At 69.3% G+C, this 22,251-nt stretch carries 17 protein-coding genes; 9 read left to right on the top strand and 8 right to left on the bottom strand.

Annotated features, from left to right (window positions below; all coding sequences use genetic code 11):
• Nucleotides 1–236: 236 nt before the first annotated feature.
• From DB30_RS07545 to DB30_RS07535, 3 genes are all read right to left on the bottom strand, one after another.
• Complete coding sequence (locus DB30_RS07545; RefSeq protein ID WP_146658234.1) at nucleotides 237–902, bottom strand: hypothetical protein; 666 nt, start codon at nucleotides 900–902, stop codon at nucleotides 237–239.
• 14 nt (nucleotides 903–916) lie between these two features.
• Nucleotides 917–2,353 carry a serine/threonine-protein kinase gene (locus tag DB30_RS07540; protein WP_052547306.1) on the bottom strand — a complete coding sequence of 479 codons (1,437 nt, stop codon included), beginning with the start codon at nucleotides 2,351–2,353 and terminating at the stop codon, nucleotides 917–919.
• 78 nt (nucleotides 2,354–2,431) lie between these two features.
• Entirely contained in the window at nucleotides 2,432–3,817 is a 1,386-nt protein-coding gene (locus DB30_RS07535; RefSeq protein WP_052547305.1) for an FHA domain-containing protein, read from the bottom strand.
• 130 nt (nucleotides 3,818–3,947) lie between these two features.
• Here DB30_RS07535 and DB30_RS07530 point away from each other — a divergent pair, with 130 nt between their 5' ends.
• The 5 genes from DB30_RS07530 to DB30_RS07510 are packed head-to-tail and all read left to right on the top strand — an operon-like array spanning nucleotide 3,948 to nucleotide 11,634.
• A complete protein-coding gene (locus DB30_RS07530; protein ID WP_052547304.1) occupies nucleotides 3,948–5,585 on the top strand; it encodes a hypothetical protein in 1,638 nt (545 codons plus the stop codon).
• A 6-nt stretch (nucleotides 5,586–5,591) separates the two neighbouring features.
• A complete protein-coding gene (locus DB30_RS07525) occupies nucleotides 5,592–7,022 on the top strand; it encodes a hypothetical protein (RefSeq protein ID WP_052547303.1) in 1,431 nt (476 codons plus the stop codon).
• Nucleotides 7,023–7,035: 13 nt separating this feature from the next.
• Complete coding sequence (locus tag DB30_RS07520; protein WP_052547302.1) at nucleotides 7,036–8,256, top strand: AAA family ATPase; 1,221 nt, start codon at nucleotides 7,036–7,038, stop codon at nucleotides 8,254–8,256.
• A gap of 7 nt (nucleotides 8,257–8,263) precedes the next feature.
• On the top strand, nucleotides 8,264–9,799 hold the full coding sequence (locus DB30_RS07515; RefSeq protein WP_052547301.1) for a hypothetical protein: 1,536 nt from the start codon (nucleotides 8,264–8,266) through the stop codon (nucleotides 9,797–9,799).
• Entirely contained in the window at nucleotides 9,796–11,634 is a 1,839-nt protein-coding gene (locus tag DB30_RS07510) for a HEAT repeat domain-containing protein (protein WP_052547300.1), read from the top strand. Before DB30_RS07515 ends, DB30_RS07510 begins: the two co-directional genes overlap by 4 nt.
• Before the next feature lie 13 nt (nucleotides 11,635–11,647).
• On the opposite strand, the gene DB30_RS07505 is transcribed toward DB30_RS07510, so the two are convergent.
• Nucleotides 11,648–12,448, bottom strand: coding sequence for a hypothetical protein (locus tag DB30_RS07505; protein WP_052547299.1), 801 nt, complete (start codon nucleotides 12,446–12,448; stop codon nucleotides 11,648–11,650).
• Between the two features lie 433 nt (nucleotides 12,449–12,881).
• Between DB30_RS07505 and DB30_RS07500 the strand changes: the two genes are divergently transcribed.
• Nucleotides 12,882–13,601: an OmpA family protein gene (locus DB30_RS07500; protein ID WP_146658233.1), complete on the top strand. Its 720-nt coding sequence runs from the start codon at nucleotides 12,882–12,884 to the stop codon at nucleotides 13,599–13,601.
• Nucleotides 13,602–13,606: 5 nt separating this feature from the next.
• Nucleotides 13,607–13,990: an AgmX/PglI C-terminal domain-containing protein gene (locus tag DB30_RS07495; RefSeq protein WP_146658232.1), complete on the top strand. Its 384-nt coding sequence runs from the start codon at nucleotides 13,607–13,609 to the stop codon at nucleotides 13,988–13,990.
• Between the two features lie 87 nt (nucleotides 13,991–14,077).
• On the opposite strand, the gene DB30_RS07490 is transcribed toward DB30_RS07495, so the two are convergent.
• The gene (locus tag DB30_RS07490) at nucleotides 14,078–15,070 is read right to left on the bottom strand and encodes an NADP-dependent oxidoreductase (protein WP_146658231.1); all 993 of its coding nucleotides are present in this window, start codon (nucleotides 15,068–15,070) and stop codon (nucleotides 14,078–14,080) included.
• A 90-nt stretch (nucleotides 15,071–15,160) separates the two neighbouring features.
• Between DB30_RS07490 and DB30_RS07485 the strand changes: the two genes are divergently transcribed.
• The gene (locus DB30_RS07485) at nucleotides 15,161–16,900 is read left to right on the top strand and encodes a peptide-N-glycosidase F-related protein (RefSeq protein WP_052547295.1); all 1,740 of its coding nucleotides are present in this window, start codon (nucleotides 15,161–15,163) and stop codon (nucleotides 16,898–16,900) included.
• Nucleotides 16,901–17,069: 169 nt separating this feature from the next.
• Nucleotides 17,070–18,326 (top strand): hypothetical protein, encoded by a 1,257-nt coding sequence (locus tag DB30_RS07480; protein WP_146658230.1) that lies wholly within the window; start codon nucleotides 17,070–17,072, stop codon nucleotides 18,324–18,326.
• A gap of 159 nt (nucleotides 18,327–18,485) precedes the next feature.
• Here the strand turns inward: DB30_RS07480 and DB30_RS07475 are convergent, their stop codons facing one another.
• The 3 genes from DB30_RS07475 to DB30_RS07465 all read right to left on the bottom strand — a co-directional run bounded on the left by DB30_RS07475 (nucleotide 18,486) and on the right by DB30_RS07465 (nucleotide 22,226).
• Complete coding sequence (locus tag DB30_RS07475) at nucleotides 18,486–19,670, bottom strand: cystathionine gamma-synthase (protein ID WP_052547293.1); 1,185 nt, start codon at nucleotides 19,668–19,670, stop codon at nucleotides 18,486–18,488.
• The gene (locus tag DB30_RS07470) at nucleotides 19,670–21,082 is read right to left on the bottom strand and encodes a cystathionine beta-synthase (RefSeq protein WP_146658229.1); all 1,413 of its coding nucleotides are present in this window, start codon (nucleotides 21,080–21,082) and stop codon (nucleotides 19,670–19,672) included. The genes DB30_RS07475 and DB30_RS07470 overlap by 1 nt, the downstream gene beginning before the upstream one ends.
• Nucleotides 21,083–21,278: 196 nt before the next feature.
• Nucleotides 21,279–22,226, bottom strand: coding sequence for a hypothetical protein (locus DB30_RS07465; protein ID WP_146658228.1), 948 nt, complete (start codon nucleotides 22,224–22,226; stop codon nucleotides 21,279–21,281).
• Nucleotides 22,227–22,251: the final 25 nt, after the last annotated feature.

The following is a 22,251-nucleotide window of genomic DNA, read 5'->3' as shown; positions in this document are numbered from 1 at the left end:
TGGGATCCATGCCAGCTCGGGCGCGTCGCTGTCACGCGCAGTTGGTTCTGGACCGATCACGCGACATCCTGGCCCGCTGCGCGATGAGCAGTTCGCTGCCTCGGGTGAAACCGTCTACGGAGGTGTGCGGATGCGGCGAGAAGCCCTCGCCCGAGCTGAAAGCAGCAGCGGACCTCTCTTGTTGCACAGAGGTCAACGTCAACAACTGGACTGGCGACGGTTGCGTCGCCAGAGCGCTATTCCAGCGCGTAGATCACCAGGTTGTCAAAGCGCGTCCCCGCCTCCCAATTATTGAACGCGAAGTGCTGCTGCCCCGGCCCCGTCAGCGGGGCATCGTCAACCATCTCGGCGACCAGCCGCCCGTCGAGCTCGTAGCGCAGCTCGCCGCCCCGGCGGGTGATCGTGACGTGATAGCGGCGATCGGGCTCGAGCTGCGGATCGGTCGGCACCGCGACCCGATCATCACCGTGCTCGTTGCGGCGGGCGATCACGTTGAGCGAGTTGTTCCACCCGCCAAGGATGAACACGTAGCCGGTCGCGGTGTAGCTGGCCGCCTTGGCGAAGCTGCTGCCGTCGCCCGCGAGCTCGGCCTTGATGTCCCCCTCGTCGGTCTCGGCCCAGGCGTCGAACTCGACGCGGACGTTGTCGGGCAGGGGCTGGCGCAGCCACACGGGGTGGTTGCGGAGCTCGGCGAGGTGCAGCGCGCCGCGATCCAGCGCGACGCCGCTGCCGGTCGTCAGCCAGTCCTGGCCGATCACGCCGCGGTCGAAGTCGTCGGTGAAGATCACGCGCGCGCCGTCGCTGGCGGTGCTGTAGGTGCGCGGGACCTCCTCGCAGCCAGCGACGGTCAACAACACGAGCCACGCGAGCGTGAAGCGGGGCGTTCGGGCGGGCGAGGTCACGATCGTCATGGTCTCTACCAAGTGCGCTCGGCGGGGTTGGGGCTGAGCAGCCGCTCGAGCAGACCCTTCCAGGGCGCGCGCAGCTGTTCGGGGAGCAGCTCGTCGAGCAAGGGTCGGGGATCGAAGTTGGGGTCGACGCGATCGAAGTCGGCGGGCAGCGGGGCAGGGGTGATCGCCAGCTCGAGCACGACCACGCCAGCGGCGTACAGATCACTCGCGGGGCTGGCCTGGATCCCTTGTTTGATCTCGGGGGCGAGGTAGCGCAGCGTGCCCGCGCGGACGCTGGGGTTGCGGGCAGCGGCCTGCGGCTCAGCGCGTGGCTCACCGCCAATCGCGAGGCCGAAGTCAGCGAGCGCCACCGGGGCCCCGGGCCGGGCCTCGCGAACCAGGATGTTGGCGGGCTTGACGTCGCGATGCACCGCCCCAGCCGCGTGCACGGCTCGCAGCGCCAGGCGCAGCTGCTCGGCGACGGTGGGAAGATCGGCCGGTGTCAGCAGCTGCTTGCGCATCGCGAGGCGAAGGTTGCCGCCGCGGCACAGCTCGAGCGCCACGAAGCGATGGCGTGGCTGCACGTCGAGCAGCGCGACGACGTGGGGGCTGCGAACCTTGGCCAGCGTCTGCGCCTCGGCGAAGAACCGGGCCTCGACGACGCGGGCCGGAACGCCGTCGCGGCGGGCGTCGTCGCCAAGCAGCCGCTTGATCGCCACCGAGCGACCGACGCGGCGATCGTAGGCCTCGTAGACGACGGCGTGGCGACCACGACCGAGGGGCCGGCCGAGCTCGTAGCGATCGAGCCCGATGCCGCCCGCGAGCTCGAGCTCCTCGAGCCCGTCGAGCAGCGACAGGCCGCGGCTGCGGTGCTCCGTCGACAGGCCGCGGCGCTCGAGCTCGCGCACGCAGCTGGACCAGCCCCGCAGGCCACGAGCATGATCCACGTCGATCGCGAGCACGGCCTCGAAGTGACGCTGGGCGCCGCTGACGTCGCCGCGCTCGAGCAGGTGCTCGGCGAGCATGAGGTTGGTCGAGATCTCCAGCTCGAAGCGCTCGGCCCGGGCCCGACGCGAATCGGGTCGACCGTCGTGGGTGCCGTCGTCGGGGACCGCCAGGATCGCGCGGGCGAGCGCGACGCCAAGCTCGGGATCGAGGGCGTCGAGCAGCTCGCTGGCCAGGCGCAGCGCGAGGTCGAGGCGGGGGTGGCGGGCCAGGTGATCCGCGATAGCGAGCACGGCCCCGCGCAGGTAGCCAGCGTGGGACAGCGCCCGCAGCCGCGCGTCGATCAGCGGCAGCGGCTGCTTGGCCTCGAGCTCGTCGACCAGCAACTGCAGCTCGGGGAGCTCGTCGGGCGTGGTCGCGCCTTCGCCAAACCGGCGCAGGATCGCCGAGGTCGCGCTCGCAAGCGGGGTGTCGAGCGCAGCTGGCTGCGCGACGACGCGGACCAAGGTCTCGCTCATGTCGGTGGTTCATACCCCAGTCACTGGGGCCTCGCACCGTGCGGCACGGGTACGAGCCGCAAGACGCACGCCGCTCGCCTACACCAGCGCGGTGACCTCGAGCTCGAACGCGGGCCCGGCCGCGTCGTGGGTTGGCTCGAAGCGCACCCGATCGTGGACCAGCAGCTCGACGGGCTCGCCCACGCCCAGCGGGCTGCCCGACAGCGACACCATCCAGTCGTGGCTTGCCCGCGCGACCACCTGCTCGCCCTCGAACCCGAGCGCGATCGGCAGGTGCTCGCCCGGGCTGATCCACAGCGGCCCACCGAGGGGCGCGAACGAGGTCCACGCAGTGTTCAGGCGATCGGGCGGGCGCGTGAGCCCGGCCTCGCGCAGCAGCGCCAGCGGGCGTTGATCGTCGTTGTCGTCATGCGAGCCCCGCCGCGACCACAGCTCGAAGCTCGAGGCGATGCCCAACGCGAGCGCCCGCGCGCCGGGGACGTCATCGTCGAACAGCGACCAATCTTCGCCCGGGATCAAGGCCTCGCCGTCGAGGAAGCTGCCCGCGCGCGAGCCGAGGTCGCGGACGACCAGGTGCGGCTCGCCGTCCGCGGTGAAGGCCAGGGCGAGCTCGGCGTGCTCGCGCGAGACCGCGGCGCCCGTGACCGTGAGCTCGCACTGTGGGCCCCGACCCAGGCGCAGGGCGGGGCGACCGATCACGCGCACGATCGTGGGGTGCGCGGCGCCGACCGTCTGCACGCGCAGACCCAGCGCGCGGCCGCGGATCAGGTTGTGCTCGAGCTGCGCGAGCGCGTGCGCGAGCGAGGACAGCGGCACAACTCCCTCGCGCTGGGCGTCGCGGACGTGCTCGAGCAACAGCGCGTGGGCCAGCTGTCGGCGGCCGGTCGCGAGCGCGGCGTCGACCTCGAGCTCGAGGCTCCGCTGCTCTCGCTGCTGCTGGTCCCGCTGCTCGAGGATCGCGTGGATCGCTTCGAGACGCTCGATGTCGCCCGCTTCGGTGAACGCCTTGGCGGCTCGGGACAACAGGCCAAGCTGCTCGTACAGCCGCCCCGCCTGGGCCGCGCGCTGGCCCTCTTCGAGCGCCTGCGCGGCCTCGAGGGCGAGCGCACGCCGCCGGGCGCCGGGCTCGAGGCCCTCGGCGACCCGCAGCAGCGCCTCCCCGAGGGCCCGATGCAGCGCCTGGCCCTGCGCGGTCGAGGCCTGGTTGCGGGCGCACCCCTCCCGCAGGACCGCGAGCCGCTGTTGCTCGTCGCGCAGGGTGTCGGCGTGCTCGAGGCGAAGGCTCGCGGCCTGGGCGTGCTCGCCCACGTACTCGAACATCCGCGCGGCCTCTTGCAGCTCACCGGCCTCCTCCAGCGCGAGCGCAGCGCGCAGCTGGGCCCGGTCGGTCTGCCGGCGCACACGAACGAGCCCACCCTCGCTCGGGCTCGGCCCGTCGCTGTCCCCCGGTCGGCGCGGCTTCACTCGGCAGTTATAGCGGGAATCACCGGCCGCCGACGCGACGAGGATCGCAGTTCGTGCGTCTCCCCACGATCCCGGCAGGGGTTGGCCGGCGAGTCTTGCCCGCGCGAGGCATGTCCCGCATCCTCCCGCAGTGGCGCAGAGCATCCTCGAGCCGGTCGCGGCAGGCCAGACCAGGTTTCGGATGCAGGGACTCGTACCCGACGCGCGCGGGATCGCGGTCGGTCGAGAGGCCCTGATCGTGTTCGAGTCGCTGGATCGTTGTGTGGCGTTTCTCGGCGCCTACAGCGTAGAGGCCAGCCTCGACGATCTGCTGCCCAGCATGACCCTCGAGCGCGCGCGCCGAAGCGGGGGCGGGACCGCCTTGCTGATGCGCTGCGAAGCGGGCGACGGCTACGTGCTGGATCGGCTCGCGCGCCTGGCCGGGGCGGCCCGCAGCCAGCTGTATCCGGGGGCCGGCTCGGTGTTCGTGCGCTACCGAGAGTCGCAGGCGCCGTTTGGCTATGACCTGGCCGTGCCGATCGGCGAGCTGTTGGCCCGCGATGGCAACAGCGCGGGCTTGTCGGTCGACGAGGTGCTGGTCGTGGACCGCGAGTTCCTCTCGCGGTTTGGCGGGGATGATCGTCGGGGCGAGGCGGGCCAACCCGGGCGCAGTGGGGGGCGCAGTGGGGGGCGCGGTGGCGATCGCATCGATCCGATCGAGCTGATCCAGCGCCTGCAGCTGCGCGCCCTCGCGTTGCCGCTCGAGGGGATCGCCAGCGATCCAGAGCTGTGTGGCATGCGCGACATGGCGCTGGTCCTGGTCGCGCCAGGCATCGCGGATCGGGTCCTCGCGTACCTGTGGCGCAAAGAGATCAACATGGCCGGAATCCGGGTCGCGCTGGCCGAGGATCGCCGGGCCAGCTTGCTGCTGCGTCTGCGCAACCCGCCGGGGCGGATCCTCGACGTGCTCCGCCCGATCCCCGGGGTCGAGCTGCTGGTCCCCGTCTCGCCCCGGGCCGCGGTCGAGGTTGGGTGGACCCACCCGATCCACCTCGCGTCCGCGAGCTCGTGCTTGCCGGGTGACGAGATGTATCTGTTTCGCGGCCGCGCGGGCCGGGTCGAGCGGATCGACGGCGCGCCGCGCTTCGTCGACGGCCGCTACCTGGTCGAGACCGAGGTCAGCCTGCGCGAGGCGGAGTTCGAGGTCGACCCCGTGCAGATGCAAGCGAGCGGGCCGCTCGAGGTCGATCTTCGCTTGCAGTCCTCGTCGATGCCCCGCGAGCCGCGGGCGTCGCTGGTCGCGTGGAGCGAGCTCGAGCTGTTGCGTCGCTTGATCTACCTGGTCCCCCCGAGCGCGCTCGCAGCCGCGCGCTTGGTCCCGCTGACCGCGGGCTTGCTGATCGTGGCCGGCGGCGCGCGCCTGGGTCGCGACGGCCGCGCGCTCTCGGTCGGCACCGTGATCCCGCTGGGCCAGCGCTTTTGCGAGGTCGCCCCCGGCGTGCTGGTGCCCGATGGCTTCGAGCTGTGGCCGCGCCTGCGTCCGCAGCTGGTCCGCGAGCTGCTGGGGCTCGAGGGCGAGGACCGGGCGTTGTTCTTGGCGCCCGGCAGCGACCCCATCCACATCGCCGACGAGCGCATGCTGTCGCTCGACGCCGCCTCAATCGGCACGCTCGAGGCCAGCGAGGCCGAGCTCGTCGAGCCCTCGCTCCCGGCGCTCGAGCCGGGGAACATCACCAATCAACGCCTCGGCCGCTTCGCGCTGTGGGGCTTTCGCAGCCAATCCGACTAGCAGTCCGTGGTCGAGCCGCCCTTCAACACGACCGCCGGATTTCTGGCGCGCTTTGTCGAGCCGCTGCTCGGGGGCGGAGCCGTCGAGGTCGAGGCGCCGCTGTCGGCCCACGATCGCGAGCAGATGCTGGCCGACGCGGGGCCGCTGACGCACCCCAGCTTCTTGCACCTGCGCATGCGGCTGGGCCGGCGCCTGGTCGCCGAGCCCGCGCTGCCCGATCCCGGCGCCGACGAGCTGTCGCTGTGGCTGGGCCTTCACGATGTCCTGGCCCTCGATCACCCGGACACCGAGCGCGTGTGGACCCGCGCCTCGACCTGGCGGCGCGTCGAGACCGAGACCCGCAGCCTGCTGGCGTTCGCGCGCCCGGGCGACATGGCCGAGGCGTTCGCGCGGGAGCTCGCGGTCGGGGCGTTCTTGCAGCTGCGCCGTGAAGATCACGTGGTCTCGGGTCCCGCTGGCGATCTGCGCTTTCGTGGTCAGACCCCGCCGCGCCGTCGGTTTGGGCTGTTCTCACCCGGCTTCGCCGACGTCCGCACGGAGGTCGTGCGCTGGATCGATCAGCCCCACGCGACGATCGTGGATCGCCTGCTGCCCGACGTGATGTGGGTCAGCCCGCTGACCTCGCTGCTGCGTCCAGCCTGGGCGCCGCCGGGGTGGTCGCCGCTGATGGCCGTGGAGTTCTTGCAGGCGCGGGCGTACGCGCGGGCGGTCTGTCACGCGTGGGCCCAGGAGCGCGAGTGGCTGCGGATCGGCGGGGTCGTGGCCGGCAGCTTGCTGCGCTCGCTGGATCTGCAGGGGCGGGTGTTTGGCGATCTCTCGATCTCCAGCGTGCCAGGCAGCGCCGCCGCGATGCAGCGCGCGGCCAAGGCCGCGCAGCTTGGAGCTGGGGTCGGGGTCGGGGTCGGGGTTGGGGTTGGCTCGACCGCGCGCTCGGGCGGCGCCAGCGAGGACCTCGATGATCCCGACGACCCAGACGACCCCGATCAGAGCTTCGATCAGGTCGACCGCGAGTTCGCCGAGGAGCCCTCTGGCGTGCTCGCGGCCTTGCCCGCGCCCGCGATCCCCAGCGCGCCCGCGGACATCGGCGCGGTCGTCGGCGCGCTGATCCACCTCCACGTGCTCAAGGTCCTCGAGTTCGACGCCCGGATCAGCATCGGCGTGGGGGCTCGGGACTGGGCCGTACAGACTTTCTTGGCGTTGCCCTTGTTGTTGCCGGCGCTCGAGCGGACCCTTGGGCGCCCCTTTGATCTCGATGGCGCCGCCGTCGGGCCTCGGCCCGGCTCATCCGGGGCGCTGTTCGCCGGTGGGGCAGGGGTCGTCGACGAGGGCTTCGCCCGCCGCTGGAACGAGTATGGCGAGCACCTCGCGGGTCTGGTCCCACGCAACGTCGTCGACAACCTCCACGCGACCCTGGTCCGGCGAATACGCGAAGAGTAGAAAGACAGCCTGCATGACTCAACCGCTGCAACCGCCCGTCGCGACCCAACCGGTAGCGATCCCCGAACTCGCTCGACGCCTGCAAGACGGGGCCCGTCGGCTCGAGGCCCAGTTTCTTGGCAAAGAAGAGATCATCCGCCTGCTGTTCATCTCGGCCGTCGCCGGTGAGCACATGGTCATGGTCGGGCCGCCAGGCACGGCCAAGAGCGCGCTGGTCCGGGCGTTCGCCGACACGATCGACGCGCACTACTACGACTACCTGCTGACCCGCTTCACCGAGCCCAACGAGATCTTTGGCCCGGTCGACATCCAGGCGTTTCGCCAGGGCACGTACAAGCGGCGCGTCGAGGGCATGCTGCCCGAGGCCGAGATCGCGTTCCTCGACGAGATCTTCAAGGCCAACAGCGCGATCCTCAACAGCCTGCTCGGGGTCCTCAACTCGCGGCGCTTCTCGCATGGCAACACCACGATCTCGGTCCCGCTGATCTCGATGTTCGCGGCCAGCAACGAGGTCCCCAACGACGACGCGCTGTCGGCCCTGTTCGATCGCTTCTTGCTGCGCGTACGCGTCGACTACCTCGACAGCTATCAATTTCGCGGGCTGCTCCACAAGGGCGCGGCGCTGGAGTCCAAGGCGCTCGAGGCCCAGGGCGGCGCCGCGACGGCGATCAAGGCGACCGTCAGCGCCAGCGAGCTCGTTGCGATGCAGCGCGGGTTTGGCCAGCTGCTCGACAGCATGGACGAGGAATTCCTCGCCACCTACAAGGGTCTGGTGTTCCAGATCCGATCCGAGGGCATTGGCCTGTCGGATCGCCGGGTCGTCAAGATGCTCAAGCTGTTCGCGGCCTCGGCCGTGTTCGACGGGCGCACCCAGGTCAACGACGCGGACTTCTTCGTGCTCCGCCACGTGTGGAACACCCCCGAGCAGCAAGACATCCTGCAAGAGATCGTCGGCCCGATCCTCGACGCCTGGTACGAGCAGCACCCCGAGCACCAGCGGATCGGCGCCACGCCGACCAGCCTGCAAGATCTGCTGGCCGAGCTGCGGATCATCCGTGAGACCCTGGCCAGCTCCGAGGTGCTCTCGGACATGCAGCTGTTCTCGCAGCTGCGCAACCTTGGCGACATCAAGGCCGCGCTGCAGCGCATGAAAGACAACCCCGCGGCCGAGCGCATGATCGGTGAGGTCGACAAGCTGCTCGAGACGATGTTTGCGTCGAGCCGGTTCGTATGAGGACCACGTGGCCGACGTAGACAGCCAAGCGGGCGGCGCCGGGGCCAAGGGACCCAACCGGGACGGGCCCGGCGAGACCTCGGGCGAGGTCGAGCTGGGCGAGCGCAGCCAGACGCTGCGGGTCCCGATGCCCGTGCTCGAGCGCCAGGTCGGCGGGCTCGCGCTCAGCGAGCTCGACGGGGTCGGGCCGATGGCGTTGATGCGCGCGGTCGCGTGGCACAACGTGCTCGCGCGGCTCGGGATCGCGGTCCCGCTGGTCGTCGTTCACGACGTTGGGTGCTTGATGTGTGGGCTGGGTCGCCCGGCCTCGGTCAGCCAGGGCGTTGGCGATCCGCGCCTGGGCGAGGCGTGGCGTCAGCTGCTCGTCGAGCTGGGCGAGACCGAGCTGATCCGTCAGCCCGCGGCCTGGAAGCACCGCGACCCGATGGTCGGGGTCGTGCTCGCGCGGGTCCTGTCCAGCGTCGCGCCGCAGCTGCCCGAGGACGCCCGGGTCGCGCGCCCGCAGGAGCTACCCGTAGACGTGATCCAGTACGCGCGCATCGATCCGCGCTCGGCCTACACCCGCTACGATCAAGATCTGGCGTTGGCCTGGATCCGCACGATGGTCGGCCACCGGCTGCTGCCGCTGCTCGAGACCGAGCAGATCGACGTGGACGCGCTGCGCCTGCTCGGCCTGTTTCGGACCGGCACCGACGGCGTGGCGGGGGTCGACTTGGCGGATCTGTACAACGTGATCTTGTCGCCGCAGCTGGCCGACGTGATCGATTTTTCGTTGGAGTTGCTGCCCTCGCTGCTCGAGGTCCGGCGCGAGATGGGCCAGCAGACCTTCGGGGTCGACGGCTACGCGTCGATCGAGCGGGTCGGCAACATTGACAGCATGGTCCTGACCCAGCTCGCCTACGACGACGAGGTGTTCGAGCAAAAATACGTCGACCACGAGCTGTTCTACTACACCCACGAGAAGCAGTACGAGAACGAGCGCCGCGTTCACCACGTGCTGGTCGACGGCAGCGCCTCGATGCGTGGGGTCCGTGAGGTGTTCGCCCGCGGGCTGGCCCTGGCGCTGTGCAAGCGGCTCGCGCTGCTCGGTGAGCAGGTGGTGCTGCGCTTCTTCGACAGCCGCCTGTACGAGGGGGTCAAGGTTGGCGCTGCGGGCCACGTGGAGGTGCCCTACGTGCTGCAGTTTCGGGCCGAGCGCGGGCGCAACTACGCCGCGGTGCTGCGCCAGCTCAACGCCGAACTCGCCGCGCCGCGCCGCGACGCGGCCCAGTCGTTGGTCTACATCCTGACCCACGGCGAGGCCCAGTTCCCGGCGGCCGAGGTCCAGCTGCTGGCCAGTCGGGCGCCGATCTACGGGGTCTTCATCCTCCCGCGGGGGCCGCTCAAGCTCGGCTACCTCGACGCGCTGCATCGCGTCCACGTGATCGATGACGAGGCGATCGGCCACGGGCGTCGGGCCACGCGGGCCCGACAGATCATCTCGGAGGTCGAGAGCGACCTCGACGGGGCGGCCCGCAGCCACGTCGCCGGGAGGCCCGCTTGATCGACACCGCGGTGCTGTGGGTCCGGGCCGAGGCCGCGATGCGAGGCGGTCGCTGGCGCGAGGCGCTGGCCAACCTGCGCAAGCTGATCGAGGTCGTCGATCGGATCGACTTCGAGTACGAGGAGTGGCTGCGGGCGATGGCCGAGTCGCTGCGGGCGCTTGGGCAGTTTCGCGACGCGGCGGCGTGCTGGGCGTACCTGGGCAAGACCGAGGCACCGGGCCAGGCCGCGCTCGATCGTCTGCGCACCGAGATCGACGCGGGCGAGGCCGATCAGCAGGCGATACGGCTGTTTGGCGTGTACCTGTCGCGCGCCGGTCACCACCGCGACGCCGCGACTTGGTTCGAGCTCGCCAACATGCCGATCCACCGCGCGATCGAGCTCGAGCGCGCCGGGCATGACGCCGAGGCTGCGCAGCTGTGGGCCGAGCTGATCGACGGCCGCGGCGTCGAGCGCATGGCCGCGGTCGCCGATCGCCCCTACGAGCAGGCGCTCGCGCGGATCAACTACGGCCTGTGTCTGCACCGGCTCGAGTCCGATCGGGCCCGGCAGGCGCTCGCCGAGGCGACCACCGCCGTCGAGGAGGTCGCCGATCGGTTCGAGACCGAGGGCCTGCGCGAGCGGGCGTTTGACTGCTACCAGCTGCTCGCCCGGATCGGCACCGAGACAGGCACCTTCGAGAACGTCGCCGAGGGCTGTCTCAACAGCGTGCGAATCCTGCGGGACGACGCGCTCAAGCTCGACGCGCTGCGGCTCTACGAGGCGTTCGTGACCCTCGCGCGGCAGGCGGGAGAGCACCACGCCGTCGCCGGGATCCTGCGCGAGGCGGCCGACTACTGCGCGCGCGCGGGGCTGCCCTACGCCGACGACCTGCGCCTGCGCGCTGGCGAGGCCTGGCTCAAGGCGGGCGAGGACGCCAGCGCGCATGGGCACCCCGTCCAGATCGTCGAGAACGCCTACCTGGCCGCCGCCGAGTCCTACGTCTCGGTGCGGGCGTTTCGCCACGCCGCCGAGGTCTACGCCAAGGTCGCGCAGCTCGAGATCAAGGGCCGCGAGCGCTACCGCAGGTTGCTGTCGCGGCTCGGCAACAACCCCGAGGACGCGCCGCGCCCGATCCCGGTCCCGGAGTTTCTCAAGCGCCTGCCCGACTACGAAGAGGTCTGGTACGTCGACCTAGCGGAGTGGGAGCTCGAGGGCGACCCTGCGTTGATCGCCGCGGGGGTGATGGCCGATCGGCGGTTCCCGGACTACGTGCGCCGCCACGCGTTGCTGTTGGTGCTCGAGCTTGGCGAGCAGGCCCGCACGGGCAAGACCTCGCGGGCCGAGATCGTCACGCGGCTCAAGGGCATTCGGGCGTACCCGGTGATCGCGGCGCTCGAGCGCATGTATGACACGGGCGACGTCGCCGTGCGGCGCGAGGTCGCCGAGGCGCTCGGGGTCCTGAGGTTCAAGCGCAGCTTCTCGACCCTCGCCAAGGCGCTGCGCAGCGACGACGCCGAGGTCCGGCGCCGGGCCGCGGAAGCGATCAGCAACCTGTACTTCCCCCACGCCTTCGACCGTCTGCGCCGCGTGTTCGAAGCCCGGGACCTCCCGGACGTCGTCGATGCGCGCACGGCCGCGGTCCGGGCGATCGGGCGGATCAACACCGTCGAGGCCTTGGACTTCCTGTGCGATCGGCTGCGCGAAGCCGACGAGCACTACATCAGCCACGTGACCGCGGCGATCAGCGCGCTGAGCAGCGCGGAGCTGGTCCCGTACATTCGCCAGCAGCTGGATCTGGTCCCGCCTGCATATCGATCGGTGCTCGAAGACGCGATCCAGCGCCTGGGCGGGTAGGGGACTTCGCCGATCAGCCGAAGAAGTACCCAAGCCCGACGTTGAAGGTGTTCAGCACCGGGTACTCGCCCGCGAAGCTGTGGACCAACAGCTGCCAGCCCAGGTTCACGCCGATGCCGTGGCGGAACCTTCGGCTCTCGGAGTCATGAAACAACAGCCCGGCGTCCAGCTGCAGCTTGGGGCCGTGGGGGGCGGCGTCCGGGGGATCGATCATGCCCACGCGGGTGCTCGAGACCGGCGCGTAGAAAAAATTGTAGCCCAGCCGCGCGTCGATGTAGCCGCGCCCGAACAGCCCGAGCCGACCCAGCCCCAGGCTTGGGCCGCCGCCGACGAGCATGCCGGCGAATTTCTCGACCCCGTTCTCGCCGAAGGTCAGCTCGCCGCCGTACACCGCGGCGCCGATCCCATAGCCGATGAAGTTCCAAGTCTGGCCAAGCTCGACGTTGGCCGAGCCCATCCGGCCGCCGCCGATCCCGGTGCTGGTGCCCGACAGTGCGTACGCAGCTCGGGCGGCGAAGTACAGCCGCTGGGGGTTGTGCGCGGGCCGGTAGGTCCTTGCGTAGTAGTTGCGCAGTCGCTCGCTGCGATCGACACGGTTGGTGGTTGGCGAGGCGGACACACGCACGCGCGGCGAGCTGTCCTCTGGTTCGTCGCTGCCCAATAGGTTCGAGAGATCTTCTTGCTTGGGCGCAGGATCAGACTCGCTGGTGTCGTCGCGGGGCGGGTTCGCCCCTGGATCCACGATCGGCGCAGGATCGGGATCGGGATCGGGCGTCGGCGTTTCGGCGTCACTCGGTTGCGTGTCCTCGGACACCGATTGTTCGTCCGGTTCAGTCGGTGCAGTGACGGGAACACCTGTTTCTACAGGGCTGATGGGCGCAGGAGCGGGACCCGTCGCCGGCCGCTGGATCGTGGGTCCATCGCTCGCCCCATCGTCGGGAGGAGCTGCGAACGCGAGACTCGGCAGCAGCAGAGACAGGCACAGAGGACCCACGCAGCGAAGAGCCATCGCCGGAGGCTACTCTCGATGCTGGGCTCGCGCGAGCCCGCGCGCAGCAAAGATGGATCAACTGTCGCAAAGTGACGGCTAACTTGGCGGTTGGTAATTTCAGTTGGCAGCGCGGGCGGGGTCACGGCTTTTGCTGTTGCCAACGAGTCTGCGTTCTAGGGTTGCCAAATGTGTGAACGGCTTGAATGATGTCGGCGCTGTCGCCGACTTTCGCGTTGCGGCAGCAGGAAGTCCCCCAATGCGCCAACATCGTAAACACTACCGCAATGTCGGAGTCACCCTGGCTACGGCGCTGTTGCTCGCGCCGGCCTTGGCTTGTGGCCCGACCATCTTCGCGGACACCAGCGCGCTGACGATCGTCGGCGAGCCCCCTCCACCGCCACCACCGCCCGAGCCCGAGCCCGAGCCCGAGCCGCCGCCAAAGCCCAAGCGCGTCGAAGTGACCGCGGCCGCGATCGTCATCAACGACAAGATCTTGTTCGAGGTCGACAAGGCCGTGATTCGGCCCGAGTCCTTCGATCTCATGAACGAGATCACGCAGGTCGTGAAGGACAACCCACGCATCAAGAAGATCTCGATCGAGGGGCACACCGACGACGACGGGTCGAACAAGTACAACAAGAAGCTCTCGCAGAAGCGGGCCGACTCGGTCATGACGTACCTCGTCGAGCACGGCATCGAGGCAGAGCGGCTGCAGGCAGCCGGCTTTGGTGAAGACGTCCCGCTGGTGCCCAACGACTCGGACGCCAACAAAGAGAAGAACCGTCGGGTCGAGTTCCTGATCATCGAGCAGGACGAGGTCAAGAACGTGGTCGAGATCGACCCCGAGACCGGCAAAGAGAGGGTCGTCGAGACCAAGGCCACGCCCGCCACGAAGGCCGGTCCGCCGGCCAAGGCTGCGCCTGAAGGTGCCACCGTCGCCGCGCCCGAAGCCGCCAAGAAAGAAGGTCCGAAGTGAAGGGCATGATCAAGTTCGCCGTCATCGCGCCGCTGCTGCTCAGCGTCGGCTGCACGTTCATCGCCCGCGACCCCGACAGCTACCGCGAAGTCACGCGTGAGCTGGTCGAGACCCGCGGGGCCGACCTCAAGGACTGCTACGACGTCGCGCTGCGCACCGACGAGAGCGTTGGCGGCACCGTGGTGGTCAACTTCACGGTCGAGAAGAAGACCGGGAAGATCATGAACCCGGTCGTGGACGAGGCGAGCAGCAACGCTCCGGACGAGCTGTCCTCGTGCGTGATCTCGGCGATCGACGGCCTGCAGCTCGATCCGCCCGACGCCCGTGAAGGTCAGGCGACCTTCAGCTGGAAGTTCGAGGCGAAGCCCGCCGCCGCGCCGGCGAGCTGAGTTTGTTGGTGTGGGCCAGGTCGCTGGCTCACCGCAAGCGAACAGAGGGGGTGGCTTCGGCCGCCCTCTTTTTTTGATCCCTCGACGCTATTTGTGGTCGATGACGAGCTTGCCCCGGGCCTCGCCGCGCTCGCCGGCTGCGTGGGCCTGGGCGAGCTGCGCGAGACCCATGACGCCGAGCTCGTGATCGATGCGGACTTCGATTGTGCGGGCGTCGACGATCTGCGCGAGCTGTACGAGCCGCTTGTGATCCACGCGCGCGCTGACGAACTGGTAGCGGCGGCCGCGGGCGAGCTGACCCAGCAGCCGCATGGACGTGGGCGCGCCAAGCTTGATCGCGTTGACGAGGTTGAGCTCGGCGTCGGGGTCGGGCCCGGCCACGGTCACGAGCCGGCCGCCGCGACGCAGGACCGCGAACGAGCGGCGCTCGACCTCGCCGCCCACGCAGTCGATCACAGCGTCGAGCTGGTCCACCTGCGCCTCGAAGCGCTCGCTCCGGTAGTCGATCGGATCGGCGCCGAGCGAGCGCAGGTAGTCGAGGTTGCGCGCGCTGGCGGTCGCGCTGACCGCCACGCCGAGGTGCCGCAGGTACTGGACGACCAAGGCCCCGACCGCCCCGGCGCCGCCGTGGACCAGCGCCCGATCGCCGGCCCGCAGCTGCGCCGCCTCGCTGGCCTGGATCGCCGTCAACCCAACCAGCGGGACCGCTGCAGCTTCGAAGCCGTGCAGGCGTCGCGGCGCGAGGGCCAGGTTCTGCTCGGGCACGCAGATTCGATCGGCGTGGCTGCCGGGACCACGCAGCGGCGTCAGCCCAAACACCTCGTCACCCCGGGCGACGGTGGTTGCCTGGGATCCGCACTCGAGCACCACGCCGCAGAAGTCCCGGCCTGGGACGATCGGAAACGGCCGGCGCAAGACCTTGCGCAGGTTGCCTCGCCGCAGCTTCCAGTCGACGGGGTTGACCGCCGACGCGCGAACTTCGACCAGCACTTCGGTTGGGCCGGGGCGAGGCTCGGGCAGGTCCGTGCGCAGCTCGAGCACCTCGGGGCCGCCATACTGCGAATAGACCTGTGCGCGCATGCGAGCGACGACGTCCAAGACGCCGTCGATCTGAGTCTCACGGTGCCACGCTGCTCGTCAAACTGCTGGCGCTCCGCTATCGTCGCGAGCATGAGCTTGGTCCGGTTGCGTCCGTTGTTGTTGTTCGTGCCAATTGCGCTGGTGGGGTGTGGGGGCGGCGCAGCAACGGAGACGGGCCAGACGACCGAGACCACCGGCGATGGCGACGGTGATCCTGGTGACGGCGACGGTGACCCCGGTGACGGCGATGGCGACCCGGGCGACGGGGACGGCGACGGCGATGGAGATGGCGACGGTGGGCCCAGCCAGATCTGTGAGGACCTCGGGCTCCCGATCGACGTCCGGCTCGAGGGCACCGGATCCGGCTGGGGGGACGTCGCGGGCGACTTCAGCGTCGAGACCACGTTTGGCCCGTGGAGCATGGCGGACAGCTTCTCTGGGTGTGACAGCTACGTGTTTGTCAATCACCTGGCCAACGGCACCAGCGACTCCCTGCGCAACAGCTTCAACGCCGAGCTGTTCAGTCGCGCCCCGCACAACGTGCACTGGTTCTTCCTCAACAGCGACGCGGATCCAGCGGCAGGCGCCGAGATCTGGCAGACCAAGATCGGCCAGTCGCTCGCGTCGCTGGATCAGGCCGAGATCGATTTTTGGTCGGAGCGCGTGCACTTCGTGACCCAGGCGCCCAGCGCGATCACGGGCAGCCTGGGTCAGTTCTACGCCGCCAACCCGACCGCGATGGTCGCCGCGATCGATCGCTTTCAGCAGTGGGAGTACCCAAACTCGACGAGCGACACGGGCGGGGGCAGCTTCGCGCAGACGGCCCCGGTGCTGGCCTACACCCCGCGCTACTACAACTTCCGCCACGCCCAGGAGCTCGAGCTCGCGGCCCAGGCCGACGTCACCGAGGTCGCGCTGCTCGATCAGGTCGAGTTTCCGCCCGACGGACCGGGTGGCCAGGACGGACCCTTCGCCAACAATTTCAACAATCAGATCTGGACGGCGAGCTTCCCCGACGCCGCGGCCATGGACGGCTTCGACACCATGGAGATGGTCGTGACCGGCGAGTGCGGGCCGAGCCCCGGCGACGACTGCGGGCACTGGGACTACGAGGCGTTCGTGCATTGGTGCGACACCCAAGCCTGCGACGGTGAGGTCCGCGAGGTGTTCCGCTGGATCACGCCCTACGCCCGGGCGGGCGTGCGCAAGTGGGTGTTCGACACCACCCCCATGCTTGGCCTGGTGGCCGCCGGCGGGGATCAGCACTTCCGGTTTGGGATGCGCTGGAACATGAACCCCTCGACCTGGGACATGCGCTTTCGCCTGCGCAACACCGGTCGGCCGGGGGGCGCCAGCAAGACCCTGGTTCCGGCCTTCACCGGCAACAAGGGGTTCAACGACAACTACAACGACTGGCCCAGCGTCGAGTTCACGCCGCCAGCGAACGCGACCAAGGTGGAGTTTGTCGCGTTGATCTCGGGCCACGGCCAAGAGACCAGCAACTGCGCCGAGTGGTGCAACCATCAGCACGAGTTCACGGTCAACGGTGCGAGCAGCTACACGCGGGAGTTCTCGGGTGACGTCGCCAACCAGCGCTGCGGCGAGGCGGCTGACGAGGGCGTGGTCCCAGGCCAGTGGGGCAACTGGACGCCCGGGCGGGCAGGGTGGTGCCCAGGCCAGCCGGTCCAGCCGTGGATCGTCGACATCACCGACGACGTGACGCTTGGGCAGCCCAACACGCTCGACTATGTCGGCATGTTTGGCGGCGTGCCGGTCACGGGGAGCCGCGGGCGGATCTTGCTGAGCAGCTACGTCGTCTACTACGAGTGAACCAACTGCTTGGGGGTTGGGTGGGGCTTGGCTCCACTTCGCTGCACGCAACCCGCAGCGACGGGTGCCCGGGATGAGCGGCAGGTGCCCGCGTGGGGCCGCACGGGTCATCGATTGGCGGCCAAATCGATCGGTGCATGACGCTCGTGGTACGCCCATGTCACTCGCCATGACTTGCCTACGCTACGCCCCCCGTCCACTGTCGCTCCTCGCTGCGATCACCCTGCTCACCGCCTGCCCGGGCTCCGATGGCGATGACGCGGGCGACGGCGCCGAGGACACCGAGGACACCGAGGACACGGGCGAAGCGCAAGTCTGCGTCGATCCGGGCTCCGAGCTGCTGGCGAACGCCAAGCCGGCGCGGGTGCCGTTGCCGGGCGCGTCGGTGTTCACGTGCACGAACGGCTGGGGCACCGACGCACCGCAAAAAGACTCAAAGTGGACGCGCCAAGTCGGCGAGGCGATCGGGGAGTTTGGCTTCGCACCGGTCGCCCTCGCGGCGCACCCCGATGGCGGCGTCGTGGTCGCGGCCAACGCGGTGTTTGCCCGCTATGACGCGGACGGTGAGCCGATCTGGGAGGCCGAGCAAGCCACCACGATGCAGAGCCAGACCTACGTGGTCGCCGAGCCGGCCGGCACGATCGTCCTGGCCACCTATGACTGGAACACCGACGACATCGACGTGGTCCGCTACGACGCCAACGGCACAGAGATCGGGCCGATAGCGATCCCGTGGAACAGCCCGTACCCCAACATCTGGGGCCTGCGGACCTTTGGTCAGGATCTCGTGATCGGCGGCTTTGACGAAGACGCGAGCGGATCCTACGAGCAGACCCTGCTGCGACTCGACCCCGCGGGCGAGGTCGTGCTGCGCAAGTCGACCAACCAAGCCAACGGGCAGGTGCTGGCGGTCAACGACGCCGGCACCGCGGTGTTTGGCAGCTTCCCAGGGTTCTTGGTCTCGCTCGACAACGGCGCTGTGCTCGGGAACCTGAGCCCGAGCGCGGGCGGCCCGAACATGATCGTTGGCGCGGGCGACGACTTCTACATGGCCGGCAACGCGGCCGGTGATCTGACCGTTGGCCGCTACGCGGGCTCGGGCAGCGAGCAATGGCTGCAGACCTACGATCGGGCGACCGTGAACGATCAGGGCCGCGCGATCGCTGCCGGGGGCGGCGAGATCGTCGTCGTGGGCATGACCAACCTGCTCGACTCCAGCAACTCGTATTGGTTTGGCACGCAGCCGATCGTGATCGGGGTCGATGCCGACGGCAACGCGGTGTGGAGCGACCGAATCTCCGCGCACGGCGACGCGAGCGCGGTCGCGATTGGCAGCGCGGGTGAGGTCTACGTGGCAGGCATCGCCGAGAGCGACGGGCCCACGACCGACCAACCGTCACTGCTCCAGTGGCTCCGCCGGTACTGAGGTCTTCGTTTTACCCCCACATGCACCGTGGCACTTCGCCGACTGCAGCCGCTTCGCTCCTCGGGGCCGTTTGCTCGCGGGGGGCATGTGTGGCCCCCCTGGAAGCCCTGGAAGGGGTCCCCTCGAAGGGGGCTCTTCGGAGGGCTCCTCGGTTTGGCCTCAGGCGGCCGCTAGGGCGCGATCGAGATCTGCGAGCAGATCGTCGAGGTGCTCGATGCCCACGCTGACGCGCACGAAGCCGTCGGCGATCCCGAGCTTGTCGCGGTTCTCCTTGGGCACAGACGCGTGGGTCATGATCGCCGGGTGCTCGATCAGGCTCTCGACCCCGCCAAGGCTCTCGGCCAGGGTGAACACGCGGACGGTCTCCAAGAACCGGCGGGCCTGATCGAGCCCGCCGTTTAGGTAGAAGCTGACCATGCCGCCAAAGCCCGACATCTGCCGCGTCGCGAGCTCGTGCTGGGGGTGGCTGGCGAGCCCGGGATAGATCACCCGCTCGATCTTGGGGTGCGTCTCCAAGTACTTGGCGACCGCGATCGCGTTGCTGGCGTGCCGCTCCATGCGAAGCGCGAGGGTCTTGATCCCGCGCAGGGTCAAGTAGCAGTCCTGCGGCCCCGGGACCGCGCCGCACGAGTTTTGGATGAAGTGCAGCCGCTCGTGCATGTCGGCGCTGCGCATCGCTACCGCGCCACCGACCACGTCCGAGTGCCCGCCGATGTACTTGGTCGTCGAGTGCACGACCAAGTCCGCGCCGTGCTCGAAGGGCCGCTGAAACACCGGGGTCATGAAGGTGTTGTCGACCACCAGCAGCACGCCCCGGGCCTTGCACATCGCCGAGATCGCCGCGATGTCGCCAAGCTTGAGCATCGGGTTGGTCGGGGTCTCGAGCCAGACCATCTTGGTCTTGGGCTCGAACGCGGCCTCGATCGCGCTGAGATCCCGCGGGTCCACGTAGCTGAAGCGGTGGCCCCGGCGGCTCATGACCTTGTCGAACAGGCGAAAGGTCCCGCCGTAGATGTCGTCGCCCGCGATCACGTGGTCGCCCGCGTCGAGCAGCTGGATCACGGCGGTCGTGGCCGCGCAGCCCGAGGCGAACGCGAGCCCGTGGGTGCCACCCTCGAGCGCGGCGATCGAGCGCTCGAGCGCGAACCGGGTCGGGTTCTGGGTGCGGCTGTACTCGAACCCGGTGTGCTCGCCCGGAGACTTCTGCACGTAGGTCGAGGTCTGGAAGATCGGCGGCATCACGGCGCCCGTGACCGGCTCGCTGTGCTGGCCGCCGTGGATGACCAGGGTCTCGATCTTGGCCTCTGGTCCGCAGTGATCTTGGTCGCGCTTGTACTCGGCCATTAGGTGTCCTTGCCCTTTCGCATCGCGGCGGCGTCGCGCGCGAGGTAGTCGATCAGATCGATCTTGGTGAGCAGCCCTCGCAGGTTGTCGTTCTCGGTCACCAGCACGACCTTGGCGTCATTGAAGATCCGCTTGAGCAAGGTGATGCGGGTGTGCGGGGTGACGGTCGCGTAGTCGCTCTCGACCAGATCGGCGACCGGGGTGTCGAGGGCGTGGCCTTCGTGCTCGACCAAGAAATTCAGCAGGTCGATCTCGGCGACGATCCCAAAGTGGCGGCCCTTCTCGTCGAGCACGGGCAGCTGCGAGATGCCGTGCTCCTTGAGGGCGATCACGGCCTCGCGCACGGTCGCCGACGAGCTGATCGTGATGAGCTTCTGCGGCCGGCGCTTGAGGATGTGGGCGACGGTGCCCTCGTTCTCGTGCTCGTTGAGGAACCCGTTGCTGCGCATCCAGTCGTCGTTGAAGATCTTCGACAGGTACTTCTGGGCGTTGTCGGGCAACAGCACCAAGATCCGCTTGGGGGTCTGGAGGCTGCGCGCGTACTTGATCGCGCCCATGACCGCGGCGCCGCACGAGCCGCCGCAGAAGATGCCCTCGCGGCGGACCAGCTCGCGGGTCATCATGAAGCACTCGAGATCGTCGACCTGCACGATGTCGTCGAGGATGTCGAGGTTCATGGTCGAGGGCAGGAAGTCCTCGCCGATGCCCTCTACGTAGTACGAGAAGGCCTTGGTCATGCGCCCGGTCTTCACGTACTCGTAGTAGAGCGAGCCGACCGGATCGACGCCGACGATCTGCACGTCGGGGTTCTTCTCCTTGAAGTAGCGGCCGCAGCCCGACAGCGTGCCGCCGGTGCCCATGCCCGAGCAGAACACGTCGAACTGGCCCTGGGTCTGCTCCCAGATCTCGGGCCCGGTGCTGACGTAGTGGGCCTCGGGGTTGGCGGGGTTGTGATACTGGTTGGCGTAGAAGGCCCCGGGGGTCTCCTCGACCAGGCGCCGGGCGACCGAGTAGTACGAGCGCGGGTCGCTGGGCTCGACCGCGGTCGGGCAGATCACGACCTTGGCCCCGTAGGCCCGCAGCGCCGAGACCTTCTCTTGCGACATCTTGTCGGGCATCACGAAGATGCACTTGTAGCCACGGATCGCCGCGACCATCGCCAGGCCGGCGCCGGTGTTGCCCGAGGTCGCCTCGATGATCGTGCCGCCCGGGCCCAACATCCCGCGCTCTTCGGCGTCGCGGATGATGTTCAGGCCGACCCGGTCTTTCATGGACCCAGCCGGGTTCATGTACTCGACCTTGACGTAGATCTCGGACTCGATGTCCGCGGTGACCGCGTTGAGGCGGACGATCGGGGTGTTTCCGATCGCCTCGATGATCGACGGGACCGCGCCCGGCATGAGGCTTGCCATGGCCGGACCATAGACCGCGCGCGGTGCTGGGAAAAGGTCGGCGCCCGGTCAACGCGTGAGCGGGCTCGCGCGTGGCGTGTGACGGGGCGCGCGGCGCTGGTGGCAAGACTGGATCACGGTCACGCGCGGATCGAGACACCGATCGTCTGGTCGGGCCCTGGAGGAAACGGCGACGCCAGCACCAGCGTGGCCGCGCTCAGCGGCCCTGGGCTTCGGCGCGCTTGCGGGCCTTCTTCTCGCGGCGGCTCGTGCCGTCGAAGAACATCCCGGCCTGCAACCCGATGTACGGCCGCCACTTGCGTTCGTAGAACGCGTAGTGGGTGAGGTCCGACTGGACCCCCCCAAACGCGAAGCTGAAGGTCAGCGCGACCCGGTCGATCCGGCTTGTCGCGCTGAGCTCACCCATGACCACATGGTTGCGGGTGATCGTTGGTTGCTCGGCCGGGTCGTTCTGCGCCGTGGCGTGGAACACCGGCGGGATCGTCCAGTCGAAGCCATAGCCAAACGCGACGCCAATGATCCGGCTCTGAAATCCCAGGTAGCCCTGCGGAAACACGGCGAGCGGCTGGGCGTTGCGCGAGTTGGCGACGTTGCCACCCACGGCGACCGCGAGCCGGACCATCACGTACTTGAGAAACTGGGCCTGGTAGCCCAGGTCGAACATCATCGGCGCGAAGTGGTAGCGGATGACTTCGTCGGTCTCGGGGTGGGGCGCCTGGGTCAGACGAATGTGCTGCGCGTGGAGGGTGAACCGAAACCGGTGGGTTCGCGGCAGGTTGCGCACGCGGGGGTCGACCTCGCCGTGGCTGGTGTCGAACGCTCGATCCTTGGCGCGCTTGGCCACGATCGGCGGGGCGATGAAGCTGGCGGGGCCGGGGGCGATCGCAACGAACGGAGGCACGCTGAGCGCGAGCGGAGGCACGCTGAGCGCGAGGGGACCGGGCGATCCAAGCGACGCTTCGGTGTCCGCCTTCAGCAGCTCAGTGGCGTTGTCGAGCAGCGCGACGGGGCCCTCGGGAGCGGCGCTGATCGCTGCGGCGCGGGGCTCCGAGGCGCTCGCGGTCTGCGGCCCGAGCAAGGCGATCGTGAGCGCGGCCAGGGTGGCTCCAAACCCAGCTGCGATCCGGCTCGATCCGCGCGTCACCGACACAGCATCCGGGCACCCGCGG

The sequence above is a fragment of the Enhygromyxa salina genome (genome assembly GCF_000737335.2).
Classification (GTDB): Bacteria; Myxococcota_A; Polyangia; order Nannocystales; family Nannocystaceae; genus Plesiocystis; species Plesiocystis salina_C.
The sequence above is the reverse complement of the archived record's forward strand: the minus strand, read 5'-3'. Positions and strand labels throughout refer to the sequence as shown.

What these genes read in the sequence shown, in the direction of transcription:
- DB30_RS07540 (WP_052547306.1), bottom strand. Translation starts at nt 2,353, where the DNA reads ATGAGCGAGACCTTGGTCCGCGTCGTCGCGCAGCCAGCTGCGCTCGAC.
- DB30_RS07520 (WP_052547302.1), top strand. Translation starts at nt 7,036, where the DNA reads ATGACTCAACCGCTGCAACCGCCCGTCGCGACCCAACCGGTAGCGATC.
- DB30_RS07500 (WP_146658233.1), top strand. Translation starts at nt 12,882, where the DNA reads ATGCGCCAACATCGTAAACACTACCGCAATGTCGGAGTCACCCTGGCT.
- DB30_RS07495 (WP_146658232.1), top strand. Translation starts at nt 13,607, where the DNA reads ATGATCAAGTTCGCCGTCATCGCGCCGCTGCTGCTCAGCGTCGGCTGC.
- DB30_RS07490 (WP_146658231.1), bottom strand. Translation starts at nt 15,070, where the DNA reads ATGCGCGCACAGGTCTATTCGCAGTATGGCGGCCCCGAGGTGCTCGAG.
- DB30_RS07485 (WP_052547295.1), top strand. Translation starts at nt 15,161, where the DNA reads ATGAGCTTGGTCCGGTTGCGTCCGTTGTTGTTGTTCGTGCCAATTGCG.
- DB30_RS07480 (WP_146658230.1), top strand. Translation starts at nt 17,070, where the DNA reads ATGACTTGCCTACGCTACGCCCCCCGTCCACTGTCGCTCCTCGCTGCG.
- DB30_RS07475 (WP_052547293.1), bottom strand. Translation starts at nt 19,670, where the DNA reads ATGGCCGAGTACAAGCGCGACCAAGATCACTGCGGACCAGAGGCCAAG.
- DB30_RS07470 (WP_146658229.1), bottom strand. Translation starts at nt 21,082, where the DNA reads ATGGCAAGCCTCATGCCGGGCGCGGTCCCGTCGATCATCGAGGCGATC.